The 21,898-nt window shown below is 62.9% G+C and carries 17 protein-coding genes; 14 read left to right on the top strand and 3 right to left on the bottom strand.

The window, feature by feature from the left end; all coding sequences use genetic code 11:
- Window positions 1-245 precede the first annotated feature (245 nt).
- The 10 genes from FEZ63_RS13305 to galE all read left to right on the top strand — a co-directional run bounded on the left by FEZ63_RS13305 (window position 246) and on the right by galE (window position 13,197).
- On the top strand, window positions 246-986 hold the full coding sequence (locus FEZ63_RS13305; protein WP_150945194.1) for a calcium-binding protein: 741 nt from the start codon (window positions 246-248) through the stop codon (window positions 984-986).
- A gap of 63 nt (window positions 987-1,049) precedes the next feature.
- Window positions 1,050-3,287, top strand: coding sequence for a glycosyltransferase (locus tag FEZ63_RS13310; protein WP_150945197.1), 2,238 nt, complete (start codon window positions 1,050-1,052; stop codon window positions 3,285-3,287).
- Window positions 3,284-4,120, top strand: a complete 837-nt coding sequence (locus FEZ63_RS13315; RefSeq protein ID WP_150945199.1) for a class I SAM-dependent methyltransferase — start codon at window positions 3,284-3,286, stop codon at window positions 4,118-4,120. Before FEZ63_RS13310 ends, FEZ63_RS13315 begins: the two co-directional genes overlap by 4 nt.
- On the top strand, window positions 4,117-5,400 hold the full coding sequence (locus FEZ63_RS13320; RefSeq protein ID WP_150945201.1) for a glycosyltransferase family 4 protein: 1,284 nt from the start codon (window positions 4,117-4,119) through the stop codon (window positions 5,398-5,400). Before FEZ63_RS13315 ends, FEZ63_RS13320 begins: the two co-directional genes overlap by 4 nt.
- Window positions 5,397-6,167, top strand: coding sequence for a hypothetical protein (locus FEZ63_RS13325; RefSeq protein WP_150945203.1), 771 nt, complete (start codon window positions 5,397-5,399; stop codon window positions 6,165-6,167). The genes FEZ63_RS13320 and FEZ63_RS13325 overlap by 4 nt, the downstream gene beginning before the upstream one ends.
- A complete protein-coding gene (locus tag FEZ63_RS13330) occupies window positions 6,167-8,410 on the top strand; it encodes a glycosyltransferase family 2 protein (protein ID WP_244622791.1) in 2,244 nt (747 codons plus the stop codon). The genes FEZ63_RS13325 and FEZ63_RS13330 overlap by 1 nt, the downstream gene beginning before the upstream one ends.
- 2 nt (window positions 8,411-8,412) lie before the next feature.
- Window positions 8,413-9,720 (top strand): glycosyltransferase family 4 protein, encoded by a 1,308-nt coding sequence (locus FEZ63_RS13335; RefSeq protein ID WP_150945205.1) that lies wholly within the window; start codon window positions 8,413-8,415, stop codon window positions 9,718-9,720.
- A gap of 37 nt (window positions 9,721-9,757) precedes the next feature.
- Window positions 9,758-10,945: a polysaccharide pyruvyl transferase family protein gene (locus tag FEZ63_RS13340; protein WP_150945207.1), complete on the top strand. Its 1,188-nt coding sequence runs from the start codon at window positions 9,758-9,760 to the stop codon at window positions 10,943-10,945.
- Window positions 10,945-12,153 carry a hypothetical protein gene (locus tag FEZ63_RS13345; protein WP_150945209.1) on the top strand — a complete coding sequence of 403 codons (1,209 nt, stop codon included), beginning with the start codon at window positions 10,945-10,947 and terminating at the stop codon, window positions 12,151-12,153. The genes FEZ63_RS13340 and FEZ63_RS13345 overlap by 1 nt, the downstream gene beginning before the upstream one ends.
- A gap of 48 nt (window positions 12,154-12,201) precedes the next feature.
- Entirely contained in the window at window positions 12,202-13,197 is a 996-nt protein-coding gene (gene galE, locus FEZ63_RS13350) for a UDP-glucose 4-epimerase GalE (RefSeq protein WP_150945211.1), read from the top strand.
- 69 nt (window positions 13,198-13,266) lie between these two features.
- Here the strand turns inward: galE and aptA are convergent, their stop codons facing one another.
- Both aptA and FEZ63_RS13360 read right to left on the bottom strand, forming a co-directional pair.
- Entirely contained in the window at window positions 13,267-14,610 is a 1,344-nt protein-coding gene (gene aptA / locus FEZ63_RS13355; protein ID WP_150945213.1) for an omega-aminotransferase AptA, read from the bottom strand.
- 56 nt (window positions 14,611-14,666) lie between these two features.
- Window positions 14,667-15,551: a GntR family transcriptional regulator gene (locus FEZ63_RS13360; RefSeq protein ID WP_150945215.1), complete on the bottom strand. Its 885-nt coding sequence runs from the start codon at window positions 15,549-15,551 to the stop codon at window positions 14,667-14,669.
- A gap of 89 nt (window positions 15,552-15,640) precedes the next feature.
- Between FEZ63_RS13360 and FEZ63_RS13365 the strand changes: the two genes are divergently transcribed.
- Window positions 15,641-16,810 carry a C45 family autoproteolytic acyltransferase/hydrolase gene (locus FEZ63_RS13365; protein WP_150945217.1) on the top strand — a complete coding sequence of 390 codons (1,170 nt, stop codon included), beginning with the start codon at window positions 15,641-15,643 and terminating at the stop codon, window positions 16,808-16,810.
- A 76-nt stretch (window positions 16,811-16,886) separates the two neighbouring features.
- Window positions 16,887-18,455, top strand: coding sequence for an ABC transporter substrate-binding protein (locus FEZ63_RS13370; protein ID WP_150945219.1), 1,569 nt, complete (start codon window positions 16,887-16,889; stop codon window positions 18,453-18,455).
- Between the two features lie 71 nt (window positions 18,456-18,526).
- On the opposite strand, the gene FEZ63_RS13375 is transcribed toward FEZ63_RS13370, so the two are convergent.
- On the bottom strand, window positions 18,527-19,192 hold the full coding sequence (locus FEZ63_RS13375; protein WP_244622792.1) for a GntR family transcriptional regulator: 666 nt from the start codon (window positions 19,190-19,192) through the stop codon (window positions 18,527-18,529).
- Between the two features lie 206 nt (window positions 19,193-19,398).
- Here FEZ63_RS13375 and FEZ63_RS13380 point away from each other — a divergent pair, with 206 nt between their 5' ends.
- Together FEZ63_RS13380 and FEZ63_RS13385 are read left to right on the top strand one after the other, a co-directional pair.
- Window positions 19,399-20,280: an alpha/beta hydrolase family protein gene (locus FEZ63_RS13380; RefSeq protein WP_150945221.1), complete on the top strand. Its 882-nt coding sequence runs from the start codon at window positions 19,399-19,401 to the stop codon at window positions 20,278-20,280.
- 43 nt (window positions 20,281-20,323) lie between these two features.
- Window positions 20,324-21,832 carry an ABC transporter substrate-binding protein gene (locus tag FEZ63_RS13385; protein ID WP_244622793.1) on the top strand — a complete coding sequence of 503 codons (1,509 nt, stop codon included), beginning with the start codon at window positions 20,324-20,326 and terminating at the stop codon, window positions 21,830-21,832.
- Window positions 21,833-21,898: the final 66 nt, after the last annotated feature.

The raw sequence follows: 21,898 nt of genomic DNA on the forward strand, positions 1-21,898 counted from the left end.
TAGTTATAAACCATTTTCGAAAGTATTATGAGATAGTAATGCTTGATACTCAAAATCGAAATGGTGCAATGCAGCAAAATAGTCTTTACAAGAGAATTGTCATATCTTAGCCTCCGGGGTGTTGAACGTATAAACAACTCGCCTAAGTGGCATCGTTCGACTCGGTCGCGTAATCGCGAATTCCATTCCGGTCGGTTGGATCGGGCTGTGTCCGTTCTTCCGGCGCAATCACGAAGGAGATACATATGGCAACTCTTGGAGGGGGTGCGTCAGACGACGTACTGCACGGTTCAGGTTCGCCTGACGTGATCTTTGGGCGCGGCGGCGACGACCTGATTTTTGGTGGTGGCAGCAGCGACGTCATCTTCGGCGACGATGGCGATGATGTCGCCTACGGCGGCAACGGCGACGATGCCGTTTTCGGCGGCGCCGGAGCTGATGCTCTCTTTGGCGGCAACGGCATCGACTTGCTGCAAGGGGGAGCCGACGACGATCTGCTCTTCGGTGGCAATGGAGAGGACGTCCTTCAGGGTGGCGACGGCAACGACTACCTGCGCGGTGGTAATGGCGACGACATCCTTCAGGGCGGTGACGGAAACGACATCCTCGATGGCAATTCCGGCAATGACATCCTCCAGGGCGGCGCGGGCGACGATGTGCTCCGTGGCGGCTCTGGGGACGATCTGCTGCAAGGGGCAGCCGGCGACGACATTCTCGCCGGTGGCAGCGGTCGCGACGTCTTCGTCTTTGCGGGCGGCGGCGGCAGCGATGTCGTTCTCGACTTCAAGGTCGGCGAGGACCTGTTGCAGATCTCGAAGGGCATCAACGGCACCGATATCGAAACCGCGGACGATCTTGCGGGCCGCTTGCAGCAGGTCGGGGCGAATACGCTCATCGACCTGGGCAACGGCGATACGGTTACGCTCGTCGATGTGAACGCCGACGATATCCAGAACAATCCCGGCGACTACTTCACCGTCAACTAATGAACCCGGACGCCGCGGCTCCTATGGCCGCGGCGTCTCATTTTTTTGAGGTTCTGCGCTTTCATGACGATGCTTGATACTGTCCCGTCGACTCCGCCGGCGGAGTCCTCCGGTTCGCCGCGTGTAACCTTGCTGGCGCGAGACATCGTGCTGCTGGTCTGGGACGTTCCGCAGGCCGTCCGCAACGTGGCGCCCCTGTCGGTGGTGGAGGGCGGAACCGTGACGCCGAACGCGTCCCTGCGGTTGACCCGTGTCGATGGCGGCACGCGGCTGCTATGGGCCTTGCGTCGTCACCAGCACGATTCCTTCACAGTTTGCCTTTCGGCCAAGCCGCTTGGCGGCAGCATCGATGTCGCGGTGGAACCCGACGCTTCCCTCGAGCGCGTGGATGCGGCCGAACTTTTGCGCGATGTGGATGGAGCCGGCCGCATCGCATTCGTCTCGACGTTGTTCAATGTCTGGGGACCTTTGTTTCGCCTGCAACGCTCAAGCGAGTTCATCGGATTTCTCTCCGCGATCCTGCGCCACCTGGTCACATCGCCGGCCATCGCGACGCCGATTGCGCGCGCCGGCGACGAATTGGTTCTGGTTCGGACATCGCTGGCGAGCGACTTCGGCAAGGTCGACGCGATTTACGGCCTTTCCGGAGACGGCCCCACACGAATCTCCGCGCGGCCTCATCGGAATGTTGCCGCAACTGGCGGGCGCGATTCTCTCCACCTTCTCGCGGGCAGCCGGATTACCCGATCGCCGGATGCGCTCTTGATCTTGATCGGACCCTCCGGATTGTCGGTGCGAACCCTTGAGGCAGCGCGTACGCGATTGCCCTCGATTGCGCGCTGGCTGAGCAAGCACGGCGAGACAGCGCCGCAGCTTCGCGAACACGTTCTGGGCGAGCTGGCCGTTCTTTCCGATGTCGGCTGCTCGATTGCACTCGAAGCGCAATTGCGCGCTCCCTTGCAGCCCCGGCGCGTCGTCGGGCAGGCATTGACCCCCACGGCAGAAATCGTCGATGCCCTGTCCACCTCCAGTGGCACGCTCGTGACCGGCTGGTATAGCGATCCTTCCAATCTTGTGGCTGGAGTCGAAGCGCTCGGCGCCGACCCGCATGACCTGACGAGCGCGCTGCATCGCTTTCCGGTGACCGTCAGCGATCCGAAGAGCGGCGCGCAGATCAACGCGACCGGCTTTGTGGCGTTGGCGCCCTCGCGCGGCGGCACGGCGCCGATCCTGCAGCCGCGTTTTCGGCTGCACCTGAAATCGGGCTCGCATCATACCCTCGTGCCGCCCACGCAGCCGATCAGCGCCGCGGATGCGCGTGCTGCGGCCTTGCGTGCGGTGCCGCCTGAACATGTGAGCGAGGACGTGCTGGCGCGGATTCTCGCACCGGTCATTGCCGACCTGCACGCCCGCACCGGCGCAGCTGTCGGTCAGCCAATCATACACACGTTTGGAACGCCGCTCGCCCGCCCGAAAGCGTCCGTCGTCATTCCGCTCTACAAGGTGCTCGATTATCTCCGGTTCCAGATCGCTGCGTTTGCAGCCGATGCCTGGTTTCGCGCCAACGCCGAGCTCATCTTCGTGCTCGATTCGCCAGATCAGTCAGCCGATGTCCAGCACCTGCTCGGGGGCCTCTATCTGATCTACGGCGTGCCGATGCTGCTCGTCGTGATGGAGCGCAATGCCGGCTACGCGCGCGCCTGCAACACCGGCGCGTCGGTTGCACGCGGCGGCGCGCTCGCAATGGTGAATTCGGACGTCATTCCCACCGCCTCCGGGTGGCTCCAGGCGCTCGTCTCGCGTCTCGGCGGCTCGCGTCGCATCGGTGCCGTCGGCCCCAAGCTTCTGTTCGAAGATGGCTCGATCCAGCATGCGGGAATGTATTTCGAGAAAGATCATCGCGGGCGCTGGCTGAACCATCATTTCCACAAGGGCATGCCGCGTTCCTACGCGCCCGCTGCCGAGGAGCGCGTCGTCCCTGCCGTGACCGGAGCATGCCTCGTCATGCGGCGTACCCTGTTCGAGCAGGTCGGAGGCTTTACGGAGGATTACGTCATCGGCGATTACGAGGACAGCGACCTCTGCCTGAAGATCACAACCGCCGGGCGGCGGATTTCCTACACCCCGGATGTCGAGCTCTATCACCTCGAACGCAAATCCATGTCGGTCAACGCCGACTACATGCGTGGAATCGCCTGGCAGTACAATTGCGCTCTCCATGCGGAGCGCTGGGGCGGCTTGATTGCCGCGATTTCCGCAGCCGGGCAACGCCGCCGTAGAGAAAGGAAGGCCTTCTCATGAACGTTCAACGCGCCATCACGGCACCGCAGCCGACGACAGGACTTTCCCCCGTGGAGGAGATGCGGCTGGCCTGCCTGATGCAGACCATCGAGCAGAATCGCTTTCTGCCCGCGCCCGCCGTCGAAAATGTGTTCGTGGGCGACGGCGATTACCGCGCCATCGGGGTGGAATTCCTCGGGCACCTCGTTCGGACCGGCGGCCTTCGGCGCCACGACCGCGTTCTCGATATCGGCTGCGGAATCGGCCGTCTTGCCGTGCCGCTCACGCAATATCTGGACTCCGCCACCGCGCGCTATGAGGGCGTCGATCCGGTCGGGGAGGGGATTGCGTGGTGCGCGCGGAACATCGGCAGCGTTTACCCAAATTTCCGCTTCTGCCAACTCGATGTCGCGCATGCGCTCTACAATCCGAACGGCTCCCTGCGCGGAGACGAAGTGGTGCTGCCCTTCTCCGACGACAGCTTCGACTTCGCCGCCATGATCTCCGTCGCAACCCATCTTCCCGCAAATGAGATTGCCGCCTATGCGCGCGAGGCGATGCGTCTGCTGGCTCCGGGCGGGCGTCTCTTCGTCACGGCATTTCTCGTCACCCCAGGCGACGCAGGACGAGCGGAAGCGCGCCCGCGCTTCGTTCGCGGCGCGGAGGCCGGCAGCTGGTATGGCGATGTCTCGGCGCCCCTCGCCGCCATCGGGTTCGACCCCGGCATCGTCGAGAACGCTCTCGAGGAGGCGGGCCTCCGCATTGAGCGGGTCGATCTCGGCCATTGGCGCGCGGTTCCGAGCACCCATTACCAAGACATCATTGTGGCGGTTAAACCGGGAGCGCGCGCGTGAGCAGCCGCATTCTGGTCGTCGCGCACAACCATCCGGAATTCCATCCCGGAGGCACCGAAATCTTCGCGCACGATCTTTTTTCGGAACTGCGAACGAGGCCCGACGTCGAGGCGCTGTTTTTGGCTGCCACCGATCACCATCATCGGGAGCCGCGGCCCGGAACCAGTTTTCAGACCGTCGGCGATGCCGCCGACGAGGTTGTCGTGTGGAGCGGCCATTTCGACCGGTTCTACATGAGCCAGATCGACACCTATGGCGTGGTTCCTCAACTCCAGGGGTTGCTTGAAGAGTTCCGCCCCGACGTCGTGCACATTCATCATCTGCTGCTGCTCGGCGTCGAGTTCATCGCGCTCGTTCGACGCGTTCTGCCGGATGCGCGGATCGTCATGACGCTCCATGACTACTATGCGATTTGCGCCCATGATGGATTGATGATGCGCACGAAAGGCCGGGAGCGATGTGATCGCGCGTCGCCCGGTCGATGCAACGCGTGCTTTCCCGAAATTTCATCCGACAAGTTTCTGCTGCGCGAACGTCATCTCAAGACCATGTTTGGCCAGGTAGATCGCTTTCTCGCACCGAGCCAATTCATCAAGGACCGCTACGTCGCTTGGGGATTGCCCGAGAGCGTGATCGAGGTCGTGGCGAATGGCCGGCCCGATGCGGCAGCCGCGCCCGTTCGCTCCTCGCCGGACGGCCGGCGCGCCGTGTTCGGATATTTCGGCAATCTCAACCCGTGGAAAGGTATCGTCGGATTGCTCAACGCAGCACAAAGTCTGGCGCACGAGGTCGACGGATTCGCGTTGCGTCTGCACGGCGGCGCGCCGTTCCAGGCGAAGACTTTCACCGACGAGGTCGACGCGCTGGTGGCGGCAAACCAGCCGCATGTGGTGCGCGTGGGTCCCTATGGCCGCGACGAGATCGCCGATCTCATGGCCGAGGTCGACTGGGTCGTCGTCCCGTCGATCTGGTGGGAAAACGCGCCGCTGGTGATCCAGGAGGCGTTTCGCCATGGCCGCCCCGTCATCGCCAGCAATATCGGCGGCATGGCAGAGGCGGTCCGCCACGGGATCGATGGTCTCCATGCGAGAGCGGATGATCCGGCCGCTCTGGCCCGTGTCATGCGCGAGGCGGCGGAAACACCGGGTCTTTGGAACAAACTCGTCGAAGGCATCAGACAACCAGCGCCGATCACCGAGGTCGCCGACCGGCACCTGGCGATCTATCGCAGCCTCCGTGCGCCAACCGACATGATGGGACAAGGAGCCGAAGCCGCATGAGCGTCGCCGAAAAGAAGATCGCGGTTCCCGCAGTGGAATCGAGCGTCACCGCGCAAATTCAGGGCCGACTGGACGCGATCGAAGCGCGCCGGCTGTATGGCTGGGTCCGCGACCAGGCTCGTCCGCAGGAGCGGCTGCTTGTGCGCGTCCTGATGGGCGGCCGGATGATTGCGTCCGCGACCGCCGACAGACCGCGCATCGATCTGCGTCGCAACGGCATCGGGGACGGCGCCTACGCATTCGAGGTCGAACTCCCGGGAGCCTTGTCGGAGGAGGAGCGGGAACGTCTCTCGGTCGTTGCGGTATCGCCGACCACCGGCCAGGAGATCGTCCTGCAGCCGCCGAGCCACACGGAGCGCACGGCGGAGGCTGCGGTGAACGCGCCTCTCAGCCGCGTTCTCGATCAACTCGAGGTGCTGATCGCCGCGCAACGCAGGTCGCAGATCATCCAGCGTGAGACCGCCGAGGCGCTTCGGAGCACGGCAGCCCAAGTCGAGCAGATGGCGTCGAACGAGGACGGCGTCGGTGCTGCCCTGGATCTGGTCCGCAACAGCCGGGACGATCTCGCTCAGCGGGTGGCGGATCTGGAGGTGTTTCTCCTCCGTTTCGATACGGTTTTGACCGGCTTTGATTCCCGCATCGCCGATCTGTCGAAAGCGGCCGACCGGCCCATGCGTCGGGCGGTATCGCTCCTGCTCATGCTCGGCGGCATTACCGCGACGGCGACCACCGCCATCCTGCTGGTCCTTTTGCGCGGAGGATTTTGATGACGTCGATCCACGCACTCGTTGAGGCGCGTCATTCGGGGACGACGGAATTGGTCGCCGCCAACAGCCCGACCGATCATCTGACCCTTCCGCTCGACGGCGAGACGGCGCTGGCGGCGCCGATCGGCGATGACCTCGTGTTGATCTGCGGCGTCGCCGCCTCCATGTCGAGCCCCGCGCCGGTGTTGCTCAATGGCGATCCGACCCTGGCCATGACGGCGACCGTCGCGACATGGCGCCGGCATGGCGCTCCGCCGGAGGCCGCCATCGGTTTCGTCGCCATCGTGCCGCTGAAGATCGCCGGCCGCCTGCGCCTTCGCTCCATCGTCCTTCGGTGCGACGGGCAGCCGGTCCGCTATACGCTGGTCAAGCGCGCCGTTCCGCTCACCAAGCTGATGCCGATTCTCTCGCAGGATGCGGGCGAGCACATTGCCGATGTGGCCGACACGATGGCGCAGGCGCTGATGAAGGGCCGGTCGAACACCGCTCGTGTCGCCGCCGCCATGTCGTTGCTCGCCGCAACCGCCCGCAATGACGGTTATGTCGAGGTGATGGGACCCGCGGATTCGGGAGAGATTTTTCTGCAAGGCTGGTCGAACGCTCTGCCTGTCGATCAATCCCGCGTCTTCGTCGCCCATGACGGCTATCATGCCGCCGAGCTGACCGCTGCCACCGTCGCTCGGGACGACCTCGGTGGTGGCGCTCAGGGCTTCGTCGGCTTGCTGGCCGCAGCGGATGTGCCTTTCGACATCGAGCGCCTGAAGCATTTGTTTTTTCGGACGGCGGAAGGCTGGCGAACCCTCGAGATCTATCAACGTCGCGTCCTTCTCGCCTCGACCGATGTTCCGGCGCATATCCGTGATGTCCTGCCGCGCGCCTCTGCCGGCACCGAGACCCTGCAGTTGCTGCGCCGCGCCGGCGAGCGGTTCGACGGACGCGACACCGTGTCGTTGCTCGACAAGCCGATCCGCCTCGGCATGGACCTCGTGGTCGATGTTCCCGGCGGCGGCCTTCTCGTGAGCGGCTGGATGCTGGATCCCGAAGGCTCGGTCGATTCCGTCATCCTGCGCGCGAGCGGCGGCGGCGCGCCGGTTCATGCGAGCTGGACGCGCCTGCCGCGTCCCGACGTGACGGCGGCCTTCGAGCAGAACGACCTTTTCGCCGGCTGCATCGATCCGCGGCGACACGATCATGGCTTTCTGGCCTTCGTGCCGGGCCTGTCTTCGGCTGATGACGAACCCGTCTATTTCGAGCTGTCGGTCGAGTCGAACGCGCTGGCGTTCTATCCGCTGAAACCCGTCCGGGCGCTCTCGCGGCGAGCGCTGGAGCGGCTCGTCTCGACCCTCGACCCGCGGATGTCGGGAGGCGTCAAGGCCATCGAGCGCCATATCGGCCCGATGATGCAGGCGCTTGACCATCCGGCTCCGCGTATCGTCGAGATGCGCGATTTCGAATTCGATGATTCAGCCTCGCGCACGGCGCTCGTCATGGGAGCGGGTCTCGATACCGAAGAGGTGTCCGTCGCGCTGTCGCTTCTGGCGCTCGATCCGGAAGTCGCCGACATGCCGATCGTGGTTTGCGTGCCGATCGCGACCTTCGGCGACATCGCCTCGGAAGTTCAACGCCTGTCGGCCTTCTACGGATTGTCGGTGCGCCTGATCGCGGCGGACGGCGTGCAGGATGCCTGCGATGCGTTCGAGGCCGCCATCGGAGGCACCAAGGCCGAGACGCTGGTGCTTCTGGAATCCGGCGTTCTGCCTCGCCAGCCCGGCTGGGTGGCGCGGATGCAGCGCGCCTACAACGCACGCGGCGGCAAGGTCCTGATCAGTCCGACGATCGTCTTCGAAGACGATTCGATTCGGTTCGCCGGGACATGGCTCGACGATACGGAACGTCTGCTGGTGGATCGTTTCATCGGCTACCCGCGCGATGTGGTGCGGGGCGCGGAGGCGATGGAGGTGATTGCGGGCACGACGGCATGCTGCATCGTCTCGCGGGCAGCGCTTGCCAGCACCGGCGGCTTCGGGCGGACCTATCTCGGCGTCGCCGAGAAGGGACGGGATCTCTGCCTCAAGCTGAAGCTCGCCGGCATCCCGTCGCTCTGGCTTCCGGAGGTGGAAATGGTCGCAGCCGATGAGGACCACGGAGGTTCCGGGCTCGCCTGGCGCCGTCTGGCGCAGCGGATCGATCGCTGGAGCTTCAACCGGCGTTGGTCCCTTCTTGTGGCGAATATGCGAGGGTGAGAATGACAAATCGATCGTTACGGGTGCTCGTCGTCTCCCACGGTCATCCGAGTTTCTCGCTCGGTGGCGGCGAGATCGCGTCCTACAATCTGCACAAGGGTCTCAACCGGATCGGAGACGCGGAATCCCGCTTCCTGGCGCGGGTCGGACATCCCGTCGTGCGACATGGCGGCACGGCGCTTCTCAGCTTGCGCCAGAAGCACGGCGAAATTCTCTACCACGCCGACGAATACGATCACTTCCTGCTCTCCAATCACAACACGGACGAGATCGAACGCGATTTCCTGCGCGTGGTGCGGGAGCTGAAGCCGGACGTGGTTCACTTCCATCATTTCATCGGGTTGGGGCTCGAATGCCTGTATGCGGTGCGGCGGGCGTTGCCCGAAGTCGTGATCGTCGTGACGTTCCACGAGTTTCTGTCGATCTGCCATCATCACGGACAGATGGTGAAGACCGGCAGCACCAAACTCTGCCATCGCTCGTCCCCTGCCGATTGCAATGCCTGCTTCCCGGAGATTTCGCCGGCGCGTTTTCTGCGGCGCGAGTATTTCGTGCGCTCGCTTTTGCAGGTCGCCGACCACTTCGTCTCGCCGAGCCAGTTTCTTGTCGATCGTTATGTGGATTGGGGCCTTCCGGCCGAAAAGTTCACCGTCATCGAGAACGGCCTCGATATCAGCGCGCCGGTCGAGCCGCGCCCGCTCCCGGATGCGAAGGGGCGGCGGGCACGTTTTGCCTATTTCGGACAGATCACCGCCTTCAAGGGCGTCGATGTTCTGCTCGATGCGGTGGCGCGCATTCCCGAATCCGTGTGGGGCGACGACGCACAATTGATGATCTTCGGCGGCAATCTCGAACGGCAGCCGAGCGCGTTCCAGGAGAAGATCAAGGCGCTGGTCGAGCGCGCCGGGACGCGCGTGCGCTTCTACGGCGCCTATCAGAACAGCGAAATGCCCCGGCTGATGAAATCCATCGACTGGACCATCATCCCGTCGATCTGGTGGGAAAACTCTCCGATCGTAATCCAGGAATCATTCTTCCACGGCCGCCCGCTCATTTGCAGCAATGTGGGCGGCATGGCTGAGAAGATCACCGACGGGGTCGATGGCCTGCATTTCCGGGTCGGGTCATCCGAAGACCTGATCGACCGCATGGTCGAGGCACTCACCGATGCGACATTGTGGGATCGTCTGCGCGCCGGCATCCGGCGTCCCATCGACATCGACGAATGCGCGAGCGTTCACCGCGACCTTTACCGCGACCTTGCTTCACACCGAGCCGAAATCGATCCGGCCGCAATCCGCACCGCCTGAAACAGACACGCCACTCAGCAGGAATAGGAGACACCCAATGGCCCGCGCTCTCGTCATGATCCCATCCGGGGAAGTTTACGACCACGACAATGTCCGCTGGTACCGCCACAAGGAGGTCCAGAGCCACATCAACCATTACCACAACATCGGCGACGCGTTCGTGTTCGACTCGTCGCTGAAGCTGCTGAACTTCGACAAGCTCGGCGTTCTGCCCATCGCCAATCCCGTCCTGGACGACATCGACAAGCTGAATGCGGAATATGACTACGTCTTCCTGCGCGGATCCAACTACGTCCACAAGGACATGCGATGGAGCCAGACTGTCGATGTGCTCAAGCGACTGAAGATCCCGGTCATTGCCTATGGCATCGGCGCGCAAGCTCCGGTCAAGGGCAAGATCGAGCTCTCGGCCGAGACCAAGACCGTGCTGCGGATGATGGCCGATTCAACAACCTCGATTGGGGTGCGCGGTGCCTATTCGGCGCAGGTCCTCTGGGATATCGGCATCAAGAACGTCCGCATCGTCGGCTGCCCCACAGCTTTCCGCCGCAATGATCCCAACATGGCGATCAAGCTGCCGCCGCTTGAAAAGGTGCGCAATGTCGGCATCACGCTGCGACGCGAGGTGTCGCCGGCATACGCACAGGATATCAAGCGCTATCTCACGTTCCACCGCGATCTGGTGAAGTCGCTGGCCGCGCGCTTCGACGTCGTGCTGATGGCGCAGGGCGAGGTCGAGGAGAAGAAGATGGTCTTCGGCACGCCGGAGCAGAAGGAGGAAGCCTTCGCGGCCTTGCGCGCCAACAAGTGGGTGTCCGACTGGTACATGGACGAGACCATCGAGAAGCTGCATCGCGAACGGCTGTTCTATTCGGACGTGGTGGCGGATTACGAAGCGCTGGTGCAGCAGAAGGACCTGGTACTCGGCTATCGACTGCACGGCAACCTGATGGCGCTCGCCAACGGCACGCCGTCGATCTACTTCACCTATGACAGCCGCACGGTGGAATTCGCCGAGACCTACCAGATCCCGAGCTTCGATGTGTTTTCGGGCAAGGATTTCAACATCGAGGATTACTGGAATCAATCGCTGTTCGACAAGTTCAACCGGGCCTATCACCATACCTACCGGGAGATGCAGCAGTTCCTGGTCGAAAACGGCGTCGACAACAAGATGGTCGACGTGATGCAGAAGGCCAAAGAGCCGATCCAGCGGGTCGCCTGATGAGGCAACGCCGAACCGCTGGAGCGTGCCTGCTCTCCGTCGTCATCGGCGGGTGGCTCGCCTCCGGCGCTCACGCACAGGACAAGGCGGGCGGCGATCTCGCCGTCACGCCGACCGGTCCCGTCGAGACGGTGTTCGACTGGTCCCGCGACGCGTGCGTCAAAACCAACGTTCCGGATGCGTCGGCGCGGGCGTTCCGGCGAGCGGACGGGGAGGTTCGGCTGGTCATCAGCCATAACGACAACCGGGCGCTCGCCGGACGCAGCCTCGATGCGCTCAAGCCCGATTGCGCCGTGCTGTTCGAGGCTGGACGATCCGCCGAACTGGCGGCGTTCGACGACCTCAGCTGGATCGGCGCCGTCTACACCCGCGACGGGAAGCGGGTGGATGCGCTGGCTCACACGGAACTCCGGGGCGACCGCACCCCCGGCCAATGCCCGGCCGGGAAATACAGTCCGTGCCTGCTCAACACCGTCACGGCGCTCGTGTCCGAGGACGGCGGCCGCAGTTTCCAGGCGGAGAACCGCGGCGGGCGTCCGCCTGTGGTGGCGACCTTGCCGTATCCGTTCCCGACCGACCGCGACGGCCGGGTCGGCTATGCCAACCCGACCAACATCATCGAGCGCGACGGCTGGTACTACGCCTTCATCTTCGCCGATCATTACAAGGCCCAGCGCCGGGGCAACTGCCTCATTCGGACCCAAAACCTCGCCGACCCGTCGTCATGGCGGGCCTGGGACGGCGAGGGGTTCGGCGCCAGCTTCATCGACCCGTTCCGGGACAGCAATGCGGATCCCGAAGCCCATGTCTGCGCACCGGTCGCGCCCGCGACCTTCGGGCGGATGATCGGCGGCATGGTGAAACGACGGGGCGGCGACGAGGTGCTGGCCGTCTTCGGCGACAGGCGGAAGGGCGAGGGCGGACAGGTCGAGGAGGGGATCTTCGCCGCGACCTCCCGCGACCTTGTCAAATGGAGCAAGCCGTCTCTGGTGATGAAGGCCGAGCTGCTGTGGGACAAATCCTGCGACGAACCGCATGCGTATTTTTATCCCAGCCTGATCGATCCGCGGGCGACGACGTTTTCGTTCGAGGATTTCGGGGATTCCGGCTTTCTCTACCTGACGCGCTATCAGTTGAAGGATTGCAAAGTGACCTGGGATCGTGATCTCGTGCGCGTCCCTGTGACGCTGAAACCTTCGCGCTCGTAGGATCCTTCTTCTCCAGTTTCCGTTCAACTCTCCGCAAAAGGTTCAGGAATGACAGTTCTCGTGACGGGTGGTGCCGGTTATATCGGGAGCCACCTGGTGCTCGCCCTCGTGGATGCCGGGCGCAAGGTGGTGGTTCTCGACAATCTGAGCACCGGATTTCGGTGGGTCGTGCCGCCGGGGGTCACTTTGATCGAGGGCGATTGCGGCGATGAGGCGCTGGTCGAGGAGATCATCGGCGCGCACGCGATCGAGGCCATCGCGCATTTTGCCGGTTCCATCGTGGTTCCGGATTCGGTCACGGACCCGCTCGGCTATTACTTGAACAATACGGTGAAATCGCGCGCGCTCATCAGCGCGGCGGTCAAAACCAATGTCCGCAATTTCATCTTTTCTTCGACCGCCGCCGTCTACGGCGACGCCTCGGAAAATCCGATCTCCGAGACGGCAACCCTCCAGCCGCTTTCGCCCTACGGCTCGTCGAAACTCATGACCGAGATCATGCTTCGCGACACCGCGACCGCCCATCCGTTCCATTACGTGGCTCTGCGTTACTTCAACGTGGCGGGCGCGGACCCGCAGGGTCGAAGCGGACAATCGAGCCGGCGCGCGACGCATCTCATCAAAGTCGCCACGCAGGCGGCTCTGCGCGAGCGCAGTCACGTGGACATCTTCGGCACCGATTATCCGACTCCCGATGGAACCTGCCTGCGTGACTACATCCACGTGTCCGACCTCGCCGAGGCGCATTTGCGCGCGCTCGACTATCTGGCCGCCGGGGGTACGAGCACAGTGCTGAATTGCGGCTATGGCAGAGGGCATTCGGTGTTCGAAGTCATCGACGCGGTAAAGCGCGTGTCCGGCACCGACTTCCCGGCCGTCCGCATGGATAGGCGAGCGGGAGATCCGGCCATGCTGGTCGCGGGCGCCGACCGCATCCGCGAAACACTAGGCTGGCGACCCGCGCTCGACGATCTCGACACGATTATTGCGCATGCCCTCGCCTGGGAGAGACGTCTCGCCGAAATGGGTGAGCAGCCAGCATAGCAGTGGCGGCGGTTTGAAGTGTGGCGACGGACTCGCCACACGCCTAACGGTCGTACGGTAAATGCTGTGTCAGTTCATGCTGTTCAGACCGGAGCGAATGCTGGCGACGATCTGCTCGATCTGATGCTCTTCGACGATGAGGGGAGGCGAGAGCACGATAGAATCGCCCGACGCTCGCACCAGGACGCCGTCCTCGTAGCACGAATGCGCGCACAGGCTTCCTCTTGCGCCGGGCTCGCCCGGTCGTGAGGCCAGTTCGACGACGCCGAGAAGTCCGATGTTGCGGATATCGACCACGTGGGGCGCGCCCTTGAGCTGGTGCAGGGCCGCTTCCCAAACCGGCGCCAGGGCGGCCGTTCTCGCGAAGAGATCAAGCTCCTCATAAGTGTCGAGAGCCGCAAGTCCAGCCGCGCAGGCCAAGGGATGGCCCGAATAGGTGTAGCCGTGAAACAGCTCGATCGCCTCAGGCGGGCCCGCCATGAATGCATCGAACACCAGATCGCTGACGATCACGCCACCCATCGGCACCGCACCGTTCGTCATGCCCTTGGCGCAGGTGATGATGTCGGGCGTGACGCCGAATGCCTGGGCGGCGAAGGGCTGTCCGAGGCGGCCGAAACCTGTGATCACCTCATCGAAGATGAGAAGGATGCCGTGGCGTGTGCAGATCGAGCGGAGCCGATCGAGGTATTGCGTCGGCGGCGGATAGACGCCTCCCGACCCGATCACCGGCTCGACGATGACGGCGGCGACGGTGGCGGGATCGTTCACCTGCAGCAAGGCCTCAAGTTCGTCCGCGTAATCCGCCCCGGTGACCGGTTGGCCGCGAGAAAAGCCCATCTTGGACCGATCGTAAGGCAGAGACAGGTGCGCCACATCCGGGAGGAGCGGCCCGAAATCGCGCTTGTGCCGGCCGATCCCGCCGACCGACAAGCCGCCGAATCCCATGCCGTGATACCCCTTGGCTCGCCCGATGAGCTTCGTCCGTCCGGCATCGCCGCGGGCGCGGTGATAGCCTCGGGCAATCTTCAATGCGGAATCGACGGCCTCGGAACCGGAATTGGTGAAGAACACATGATCGAGACCTTCAGGCGCCACCTCCGTCAGTCGCCGGGCCAGTTCGAACGCGCCGGGATGGCTCATCTTGAACGAGGAAACGAAATCGAGACGTCCCGCCGATTCCCGGATCGCCTCGACGATTCGAGGTTGGGCGTGGCCGGCATTGACGCACCATAGGCCCGCCATGGCATCGAGGATACGGCGACCGTCCGCCGCGATGTAGTACATTCCCTCCGCGCCGACGAACATCATCGGCTGGGACCGGAATTGCCGCATGGCGGTGAACGGCAGCCAATGGGCGTCGCCCACATCATTGGCGAGGGGGCGCGGAGCAGTCTGGAGAGAGGTGGTCATGGCAGGGCACCTGCGAGAGGGAAGGGTTTGGGATTTTGTAACAAAAAAATGCAAGCTCAGCCCGGATCGTCTCTCTTGCCGCTTCGAATGCGGCTTGCCCGCTCCAGATGGCGGCGCATGAGCGCGGACGCGATGTCCCGCTCGTCCCGAGACAGATAATCGAGGATCTCCAAGTGTTCCCGGCAATTCACGACAACGCGCTCGAAGCCGAACTTCCAGTCATATTGCGAGAAACGTCGCAGCTGGTTCTGGCGACGGATGGCGGAGTGCACGAAACGGTTTCCGGAGGCTGCCGCAAGACCCTCGTGAAACGCCGCGTTCATCTCGAAGAAGGCAACGCTGGAGGCCTCGAGCCACGGTCGCTCCAGGGTGTCGGTGTGGCGTTCGACCATCGTCTCGATCCACGCCGGTTCCACGCGAAATCCGGGTTCGAGGATTCCCATCGGCTCGATCATGATTCGAAAGCGGTAGCTCTCGTCATGGGTCGCGGAATCACGCGATCCAGCCAGGAACCGCCAGCCGTAACCGGGTTTCCGCTCGACCATCTCAAGGTCTGACAGCCGGGTGAGGACCCGTTGGACGGTCGGGCGGTTCAGGCCGTAGCGGCGCATGATCTCCACTTCCGAAATGTCTTCTCCCAGCGCCCCGCTGCGATGGTCGCGCGCGATCTGGACCAGCCAGTCCTCATCCTCGTCGGATGAAATCGCAGCATGCCCGTTTGAAGGGATGGCGATCAATTCGACGCCGCGATTGGCCCGTCGGGTGACGATGCCTCGTTCTTCCAGATGCTGGAGTGCGCCGCGCACCGGCGTGCGGGAGACCTCGAGGCGCCGCGCTAGGCTGTTCTCGTTCAGCAACGCTCCGACCGTCAGCCCCTCGTCGTTGACGAGTTGAACGATGCGTTCTGCGAGGTCCTGCTGCAATCGGGTCGGCTGGAACACCTGAAGATTCCTCTTGCTTGTATTCTGTCATGATGAAATACAATGTTCTCGCAGAAAATGCCAGAGCTATTGAGAAAAGGTCTTCGATAATGACGCCATCCTGCCCGCTCGTAGAGATTTCCGGCACCCCGCGCGAGAGGGGACGTCAGTATGGCGAGCAGGCCGCGGAGCGCGTGCGGTTGGGGATCGAGCATTACTCGGCCCAGCTTGCCGGCAGCAATCTCACGTCGGACGGTATCAGGACTCTCGTGCAGAAGTTCGAGCCGACGATTGACCAGTTCGATCCGACTTATCTGGAGGAGATGCGCGGCATCGCGGAGGGCGCCGGAGTGGCGTTCGAGTCGGTGGTGCTCCTCAATGCCCGCACCGAAATCCTGAAACTCGCCCAGCGGCCAGCGGATAAAATGAAATCCCCGGACGACGACCCGGATGGCTGCACAGGCGTCGTGGCGCTGCCCGAGGTCACCAGGGACGGCAGGCTCATCCACGCCCAGAACTGGGATTGGAAGGTCGAATGCGCCGAGACCGCAGTGGTCCTCAAGGTGCGTCGAGAGGACGGGCCGGACATCCTGACCTTTACGGAGGCGGGCGCGCTCGGCCGATCCGGCTTCAACGCGGCGGGTATTGCGATCACGGCCAATTATCTGGAGACCGACCGGGATTATCGGCGCCTCGGCGTGCCGCTGGCGCTGATCCGGCGCAAGGTTCTGGAGCAGAAGCACCTCGCGGCTGCCATGCGCGCGGTCTACACGACCGCCAAATCGGCCGCCAACAACATGATTGTCAGCCAGGCCAACGGCGTTGCCATCGACTTCGAATGCGCACCGGACGAGACGTTCCAGGTCCACCCGGAGCGCGGTCTCATCGTCCACGCCAATCATTTTCAAAGCCCGGTTGCCTTGTCGAAGCTGAAAGATACCGGCATCGCCAACACGCCCGACAGTCTTTACCGGGACATCAGGGTCCGCGCGCTCATCGAGCCGCATCTTGGTGCGGTGACGCGCGACACGGTGAAAGACGCTCTGTTCGACGACTTCGAGACGCCGTGGGCGGTCTGCCGTCCGCCTCGCAAGACTCTCGGCAACAATCTCAGCGCCACCGTGGCGATGATCGTGATGGAGCCGATGCTCGGAACCTTGGAGGTGGCAATGCTGCCGGCGCTCAATCGAAACTTCACCACCTACAAGCTCGACATGGAGGTTCAACGCCCGACCACCCAGGGCGCAGCCAAAGTGACGTCGATCGCAAAAGCCGGATAGGCAGCGATCGGCGTCCAGCGACGCAGAAGAACAATAATCAGAGCAGGAACGATTTCAGATCTAACGGAGGACGACGATGACGTTGAAGGCAAAGCTTTTACTGGCAGGGTGCGTTTCGGGATTGTTTGCGGCATCGGCCCTGCCATCGCTGGCTCAGCAATCGGTGCTGCGCATTTCGCTCAATGCGGACATTCGGGGAACGAATCCGGGTGTCAACCGGGATGACAACACCGATGCGGTTGTCCTCCACTCGGTGGAGGGGCTTGTGGCCTATGGCGAGAACGCCAGCATCAAGCCGCTCCTCGCGGAATCCGTTGCAGTCTCGGAGGATGGGCGCACCTACACTTTCAAGCTCCGCCAGGGAATCAAATTTCACAATGGCGCCGACCTGACATCCGCGGATGTCGCCTGGAACTGGAAGCGTTATACCGACCCCAAGACCGAGTGGCGCTGCCTTGCGGAGTTTGACGGTCGCGGACGCACGCAGGTCGAAGTCATTGAGACGCCCGATGCAAGCACGGTCATTTTCCGCCTGACCAAGCCGGACGCGCTCTTTCTCGCCACGCTCGCGCGCACCGATTGCGCCATGACGGGCATCGTGCACAAGGATTCGATCAAGGCGGATGGCAGCTGGGACAAACCTATCGGCACCGGACCGTTCAAGTTGACCGAGTGGCGGCGGGGTGAGTTCGTCAAGCTCGCACGCTTCGATGCCTATTCGAGCCTCGGCGAAGGGCGGCCTGACGGCTATGCCGGCTCCAAGCGTCCGCTGGTGGACGAAGTCCGCTTCATGGTCATTCCCGATAACGCCGCCGCCAAGACCGCATTGCTGCGTGGCGATGTGGACGTGGTGCCGGACGTGGCGAATGCCGATGTGAAAGAACTGAAAGCGCAGGCCAACCTGGGTCTTTCCATTGCGCAGAACATGGGCCTCAGCACGCTTCTGCTCCAGACGAAGGACCCGCTGCTCTCGAACGTGAAGTTGCGGCAGGCCATCGCTGCAGCACTCGACACCTCACAGATCGCCGCAGCCGTCACCGAGGGTCTCGCCAAGCAGAACAACTCCATCGTGCCGTTGAGTTCTTCTTATCACACGGCGGCGCATGACCGGGGCTACAAGCACGATCCCGAGGCGGCCAAGAAGCTTCTGCAGGAGGCTGGCTACAAGGGCGAGCCGATTGTGATCATGACCAACAAGCGCTACCCACAGACTTTCGCGTCGTCCGTCATCATGCAAGCGATGCTCCAGGCGGTCGGGATCAATGCGACGCTGGAAGTGCTGGAATGGGGCACGCAACTCGATCGCTACAATAAGGGAAACTATCAGATGATGGCATTCCCGTATTCGGCGCGACTGGACCCCTCGTTGAGCTACGAATCCGTCATGGGTGCGAAGGAGAAGCAGCCTCGAAAGGTTTGGGACAATCCCGAAGCGCAGGCGCTTCTCGAAAAGTCGATGGTGGTGTCAAATCAGGCCGAGCGTCAGAAGATCTTCGACGAGTTGCATTCCCGGTTCCTGACCGAGGTGCCGTTCGTGATGCTCTATAACGGGGTCGAGGCCAGCGCCTTTCGCAAGAACGTGCAGGGCTACGCCGCGTCCGTGCTCTCGAAGCCGCGGGCCTGGGAGGTTCGCGTCGCGAACTGAGGCCCCGCGGGGACCCTGGGAGGTTCGCGTCGCGAACTGAGGCCCCGCGGGGACGATGAGCCTTTGCGAATTCAGCCGCGGCGGCGTTGCGGCGGCTGAATTCGGGCGAGTTCCTTCTCGGCCGACTGCCGGATATGGGCAGTGAGGATGCTTCTGAGAGCCGGCGCGTCCCCTGCCTCGATTGCCTCGATCATCAGGAAATGCTCGCGACCGGATTGTTCGATGCGGGCGCGGGTCTTCCACTGCGTCGCCGGGGCGGAGGGACCGCGCCCTCGTATATCGAGAGCGAGGTTCACGAGTTCTTGGTTCGAACAGAGCTTGAGGAGCCGAATGTGGAATGCGACGTTCGCCTCGTATTGTTCGAGCAGGGTGCCGGTCAACACGAGGTCGGAAAACCGTTGCGCGAGTGCGCGCAGTTCCTGCCGGTCGGCTGCCGTCGCGTTTTGAACAATGGTGTCCGCCGCTGCGGTCTCGAGGACGATCCGCACCTCGCGGATTTCATCTGCCTGCCGGTCGTCGAGGGCGTGAACGTGGTAGCCCCGGTTGGGCACATGCCGGACCAGGCGTTTGCTCGACAGTTGGTCCAGCGCACGTCGCACCTCCATGCGCGTTGCCCCGTACCGGTTTTCCAGATCGATCTGCTTCAGCCAAGTACCGGGTGTGAAGACGCCGGCCTGAATGTCCTTCGCCATCGCCTCAAGAAGAGTGCCGCGGGAGATCTGCGTTTTGCTGGTCATAAAAATAACAACACCCCGATTGTGCAGTCCGCAACCCTCATACGGCATCGCCGGGCGACGGCAATGGGGACGGCGAGGGGAAGCCTCCGCGATATCAAATCACACTTCGGCGGTGGGCCGCAAAAAAGCCGTCAGCCAGTATTGCCAAGGCCACAGGTAAATGCAAACATTTTGGCGCCAATTCTGAAACCAATCGAGAGAGCTTCATGACGATTGCCGCAGCGACCCCTGCACCGGAGACCGAGGATCGCGGGAGCCAGATCTACGATCTCGGCCATACGACAATCTTTGCGAGCCGCCACGATCCACGTTTTTCCTATTGTCTTTACGTTCCCGCCAACCTCGGCCAGGAAGCGAAGCCCGATCTCGTCGTGGCGATGCACGGAACCGGCCGCGGCTTCACTTCATATCGCGACGCCTTCTCCGAATTCGGCCGGTGGAACAACTGCATCATTCTCTGCCCGCTCTTTCCGGTCGGAGTGCGCGGCGACGGCAACCGCGACGGCTTCAAGTACATGCAGGAAGCCGATATTCGCTACGACCAGGCGCTCCTCGCGATTGTCGAGGAAGTTGGCGAGCGATATGCACTCAACGTCGATCGGTTCGCGCTCTTTGGTTTTTCCGGCGGAGGGCATTTCGCCCATCGATTCCTGCTCCTCCATCCGAACCGTCTTTGGGCCGCCTCCATCGGCGCCCCCGGATCGGTGACGCTGCTTGATCCGACCCGTGATTGGTGGGTCGGCGTGCGCGACATGAAGGAACGGTTCGGCATCGAACCCGATATCGCAGCCATGCGGAACGTGCCGGTGCAGATGGTTGTCGGCGCGGCCGATCTCGAGACATGGGAAATCACCCACCGGGAAACCGGCAGGCACTGGATGCCCGGTGCAAACGATGCCGGTCGGACGCGGCCCGAGCGTCTCGACAGCCTGCGCCGCTCCTTTGAGGCTGCCGGCGTAAAGGTCCAGTTCGATCTCGTGCCGAACGTGCCGCATGACGGAGACCGTGTCGTCGAACACGTGGAAAATTTCTTCGCCGCAGTTCTCAAGAACCGGCGCACGAACAAAAAAGCAAAACCAGAGGTATGAACAGATGAAACTATCAATCGCGACAGCCCTTGGGGCTGCTCTCATGGCTGCGTCTCCGGCGGCGGCTCAAGGCGTCACCGTGGCGCTCAACGCTGATATCCGCAGCACCAATCCCGGCGTCAATCGCGACGACAACACCGATGCGGTCGTGCTGCACATGGTGGAAGGCCTCGTCGGCTACCGCCAGAACGGCACCGTTGCGCCGCTGCTGGCGGAATCGGTGCAGCTGTCGCCCGACGGCAAGACCTACACGTTCCGCCTGCGGCCGGGCGTCAAGTTCCACAACGGAGCAGCGCTGACGGCTGACGATGTCGTGTGGAGCTGGAATCGCTACATGGATGCCAAGACCGACTGGCGCTGCAGGACCGAATTCGATGGTCGCAGCGGCCTCAAGGTTGAAAAAATTGCGGCTCCGGATGCATCCACCGTCACGATGACGCTCGACCGGCCGAGCGCGCTCTTCCTCGATTCCCTCGCGCGGACCGATTGTGGCATGACGGCGATCCTGCACAAGGATTCGGTGAAGGCCGACGGGAGCTGGGACAAGCCGGTCGGAACCGGTCCGTTCAAGTTCGGCGAGTGGCGCCGCGGTGAAGCCGTCACGCTCGCACGCTTCGACGACTACCAGTCGCTTCCGGGCGAGAAGCCGGATGGCCTGGTGGGTGCGAAGCGCGCCGCTATTCCCGAGGTGAAGTTCCTCGTCGTTCCCGACGCTTCAACGGTCAAGGCTGCGCTTGCGTCAGGGGCAGTCGATGTGGCGCAGGTGCTCGATTCGGACGTGCCGGAATTGGCCAAAAGCAAAACCGTCGAGGTGGGCCTTTTCCCGTCGGCGACCAAACACACCTTCCTGTTCCAGACCCGTGATCCGCTTCTCGGCAACGTGAAGCTCCGCCAAGCGATCGCGGCCTCGATCGACATGCCGCAGCTTGTGGCGGCGGTCTCGAACGGCAACGGCAAGGCGAACAATTCCGCTATCGCGCTCACCTCCGCCTATTACAAGGCCGCACAGCGCGAAGGCTACGCCTATGATCCGGCTAAGGCCCAGAAGCTGCTGAAGGAGGCTGGCTACAAGGGCGAAACGATCAAGATCATCGCGAACAAGCGCGTCCATGTGCCGAGCTTCAACGCAGCCGTCATCGCGCAAGCGATGATGCAGGCCGTCGGCATCAATGCGGAGATCGAAGTGCTCGAATGGGCGACCCAGCTCGACCGCTACAACAAGGGCAATTATCAGATGATGTCCTTCTCGTATTCGGCGCGCCTCGACCCGGCCTTGAGCTTCGAACAATTCTCCGGCCCCAAGGACACGCAGCCGCGCAAGGTTTGGGACGACGCGGAAGCGCAGGCATTGCTCGAGAAGGCCTCGACCATCTCGGACGAGGCTGAGCGCCAGAAGCTCTTCGACGAACTCCACAAGCGCCAGATGGCAACAACCCCGCTGATCATCTTCGCAAATGGCCAGGAAGCCTGGGCGCACACGAAGCGTGTGCAGGGCGCCGAACCGTGGGAAGGCAAACCGCGCGCCTGGGGCGCACGGGTTGTGACGAACTGATCGGCTGGTAACGGGGAGGTACGACCATGCTGCGCTTCGCCATCCGACGGATCCTCATGGCCGTAC

Source organism: Microvirga brassicacearum, assembly GCF_008757455.1.
In the GTDB taxonomy this organism is placed as follows: Bacteria; Pseudomonadota; Alphaproteobacteria; order Rhizobiales; family Beijerinckiaceae; genus Microvirga; species Microvirga brassicacearum.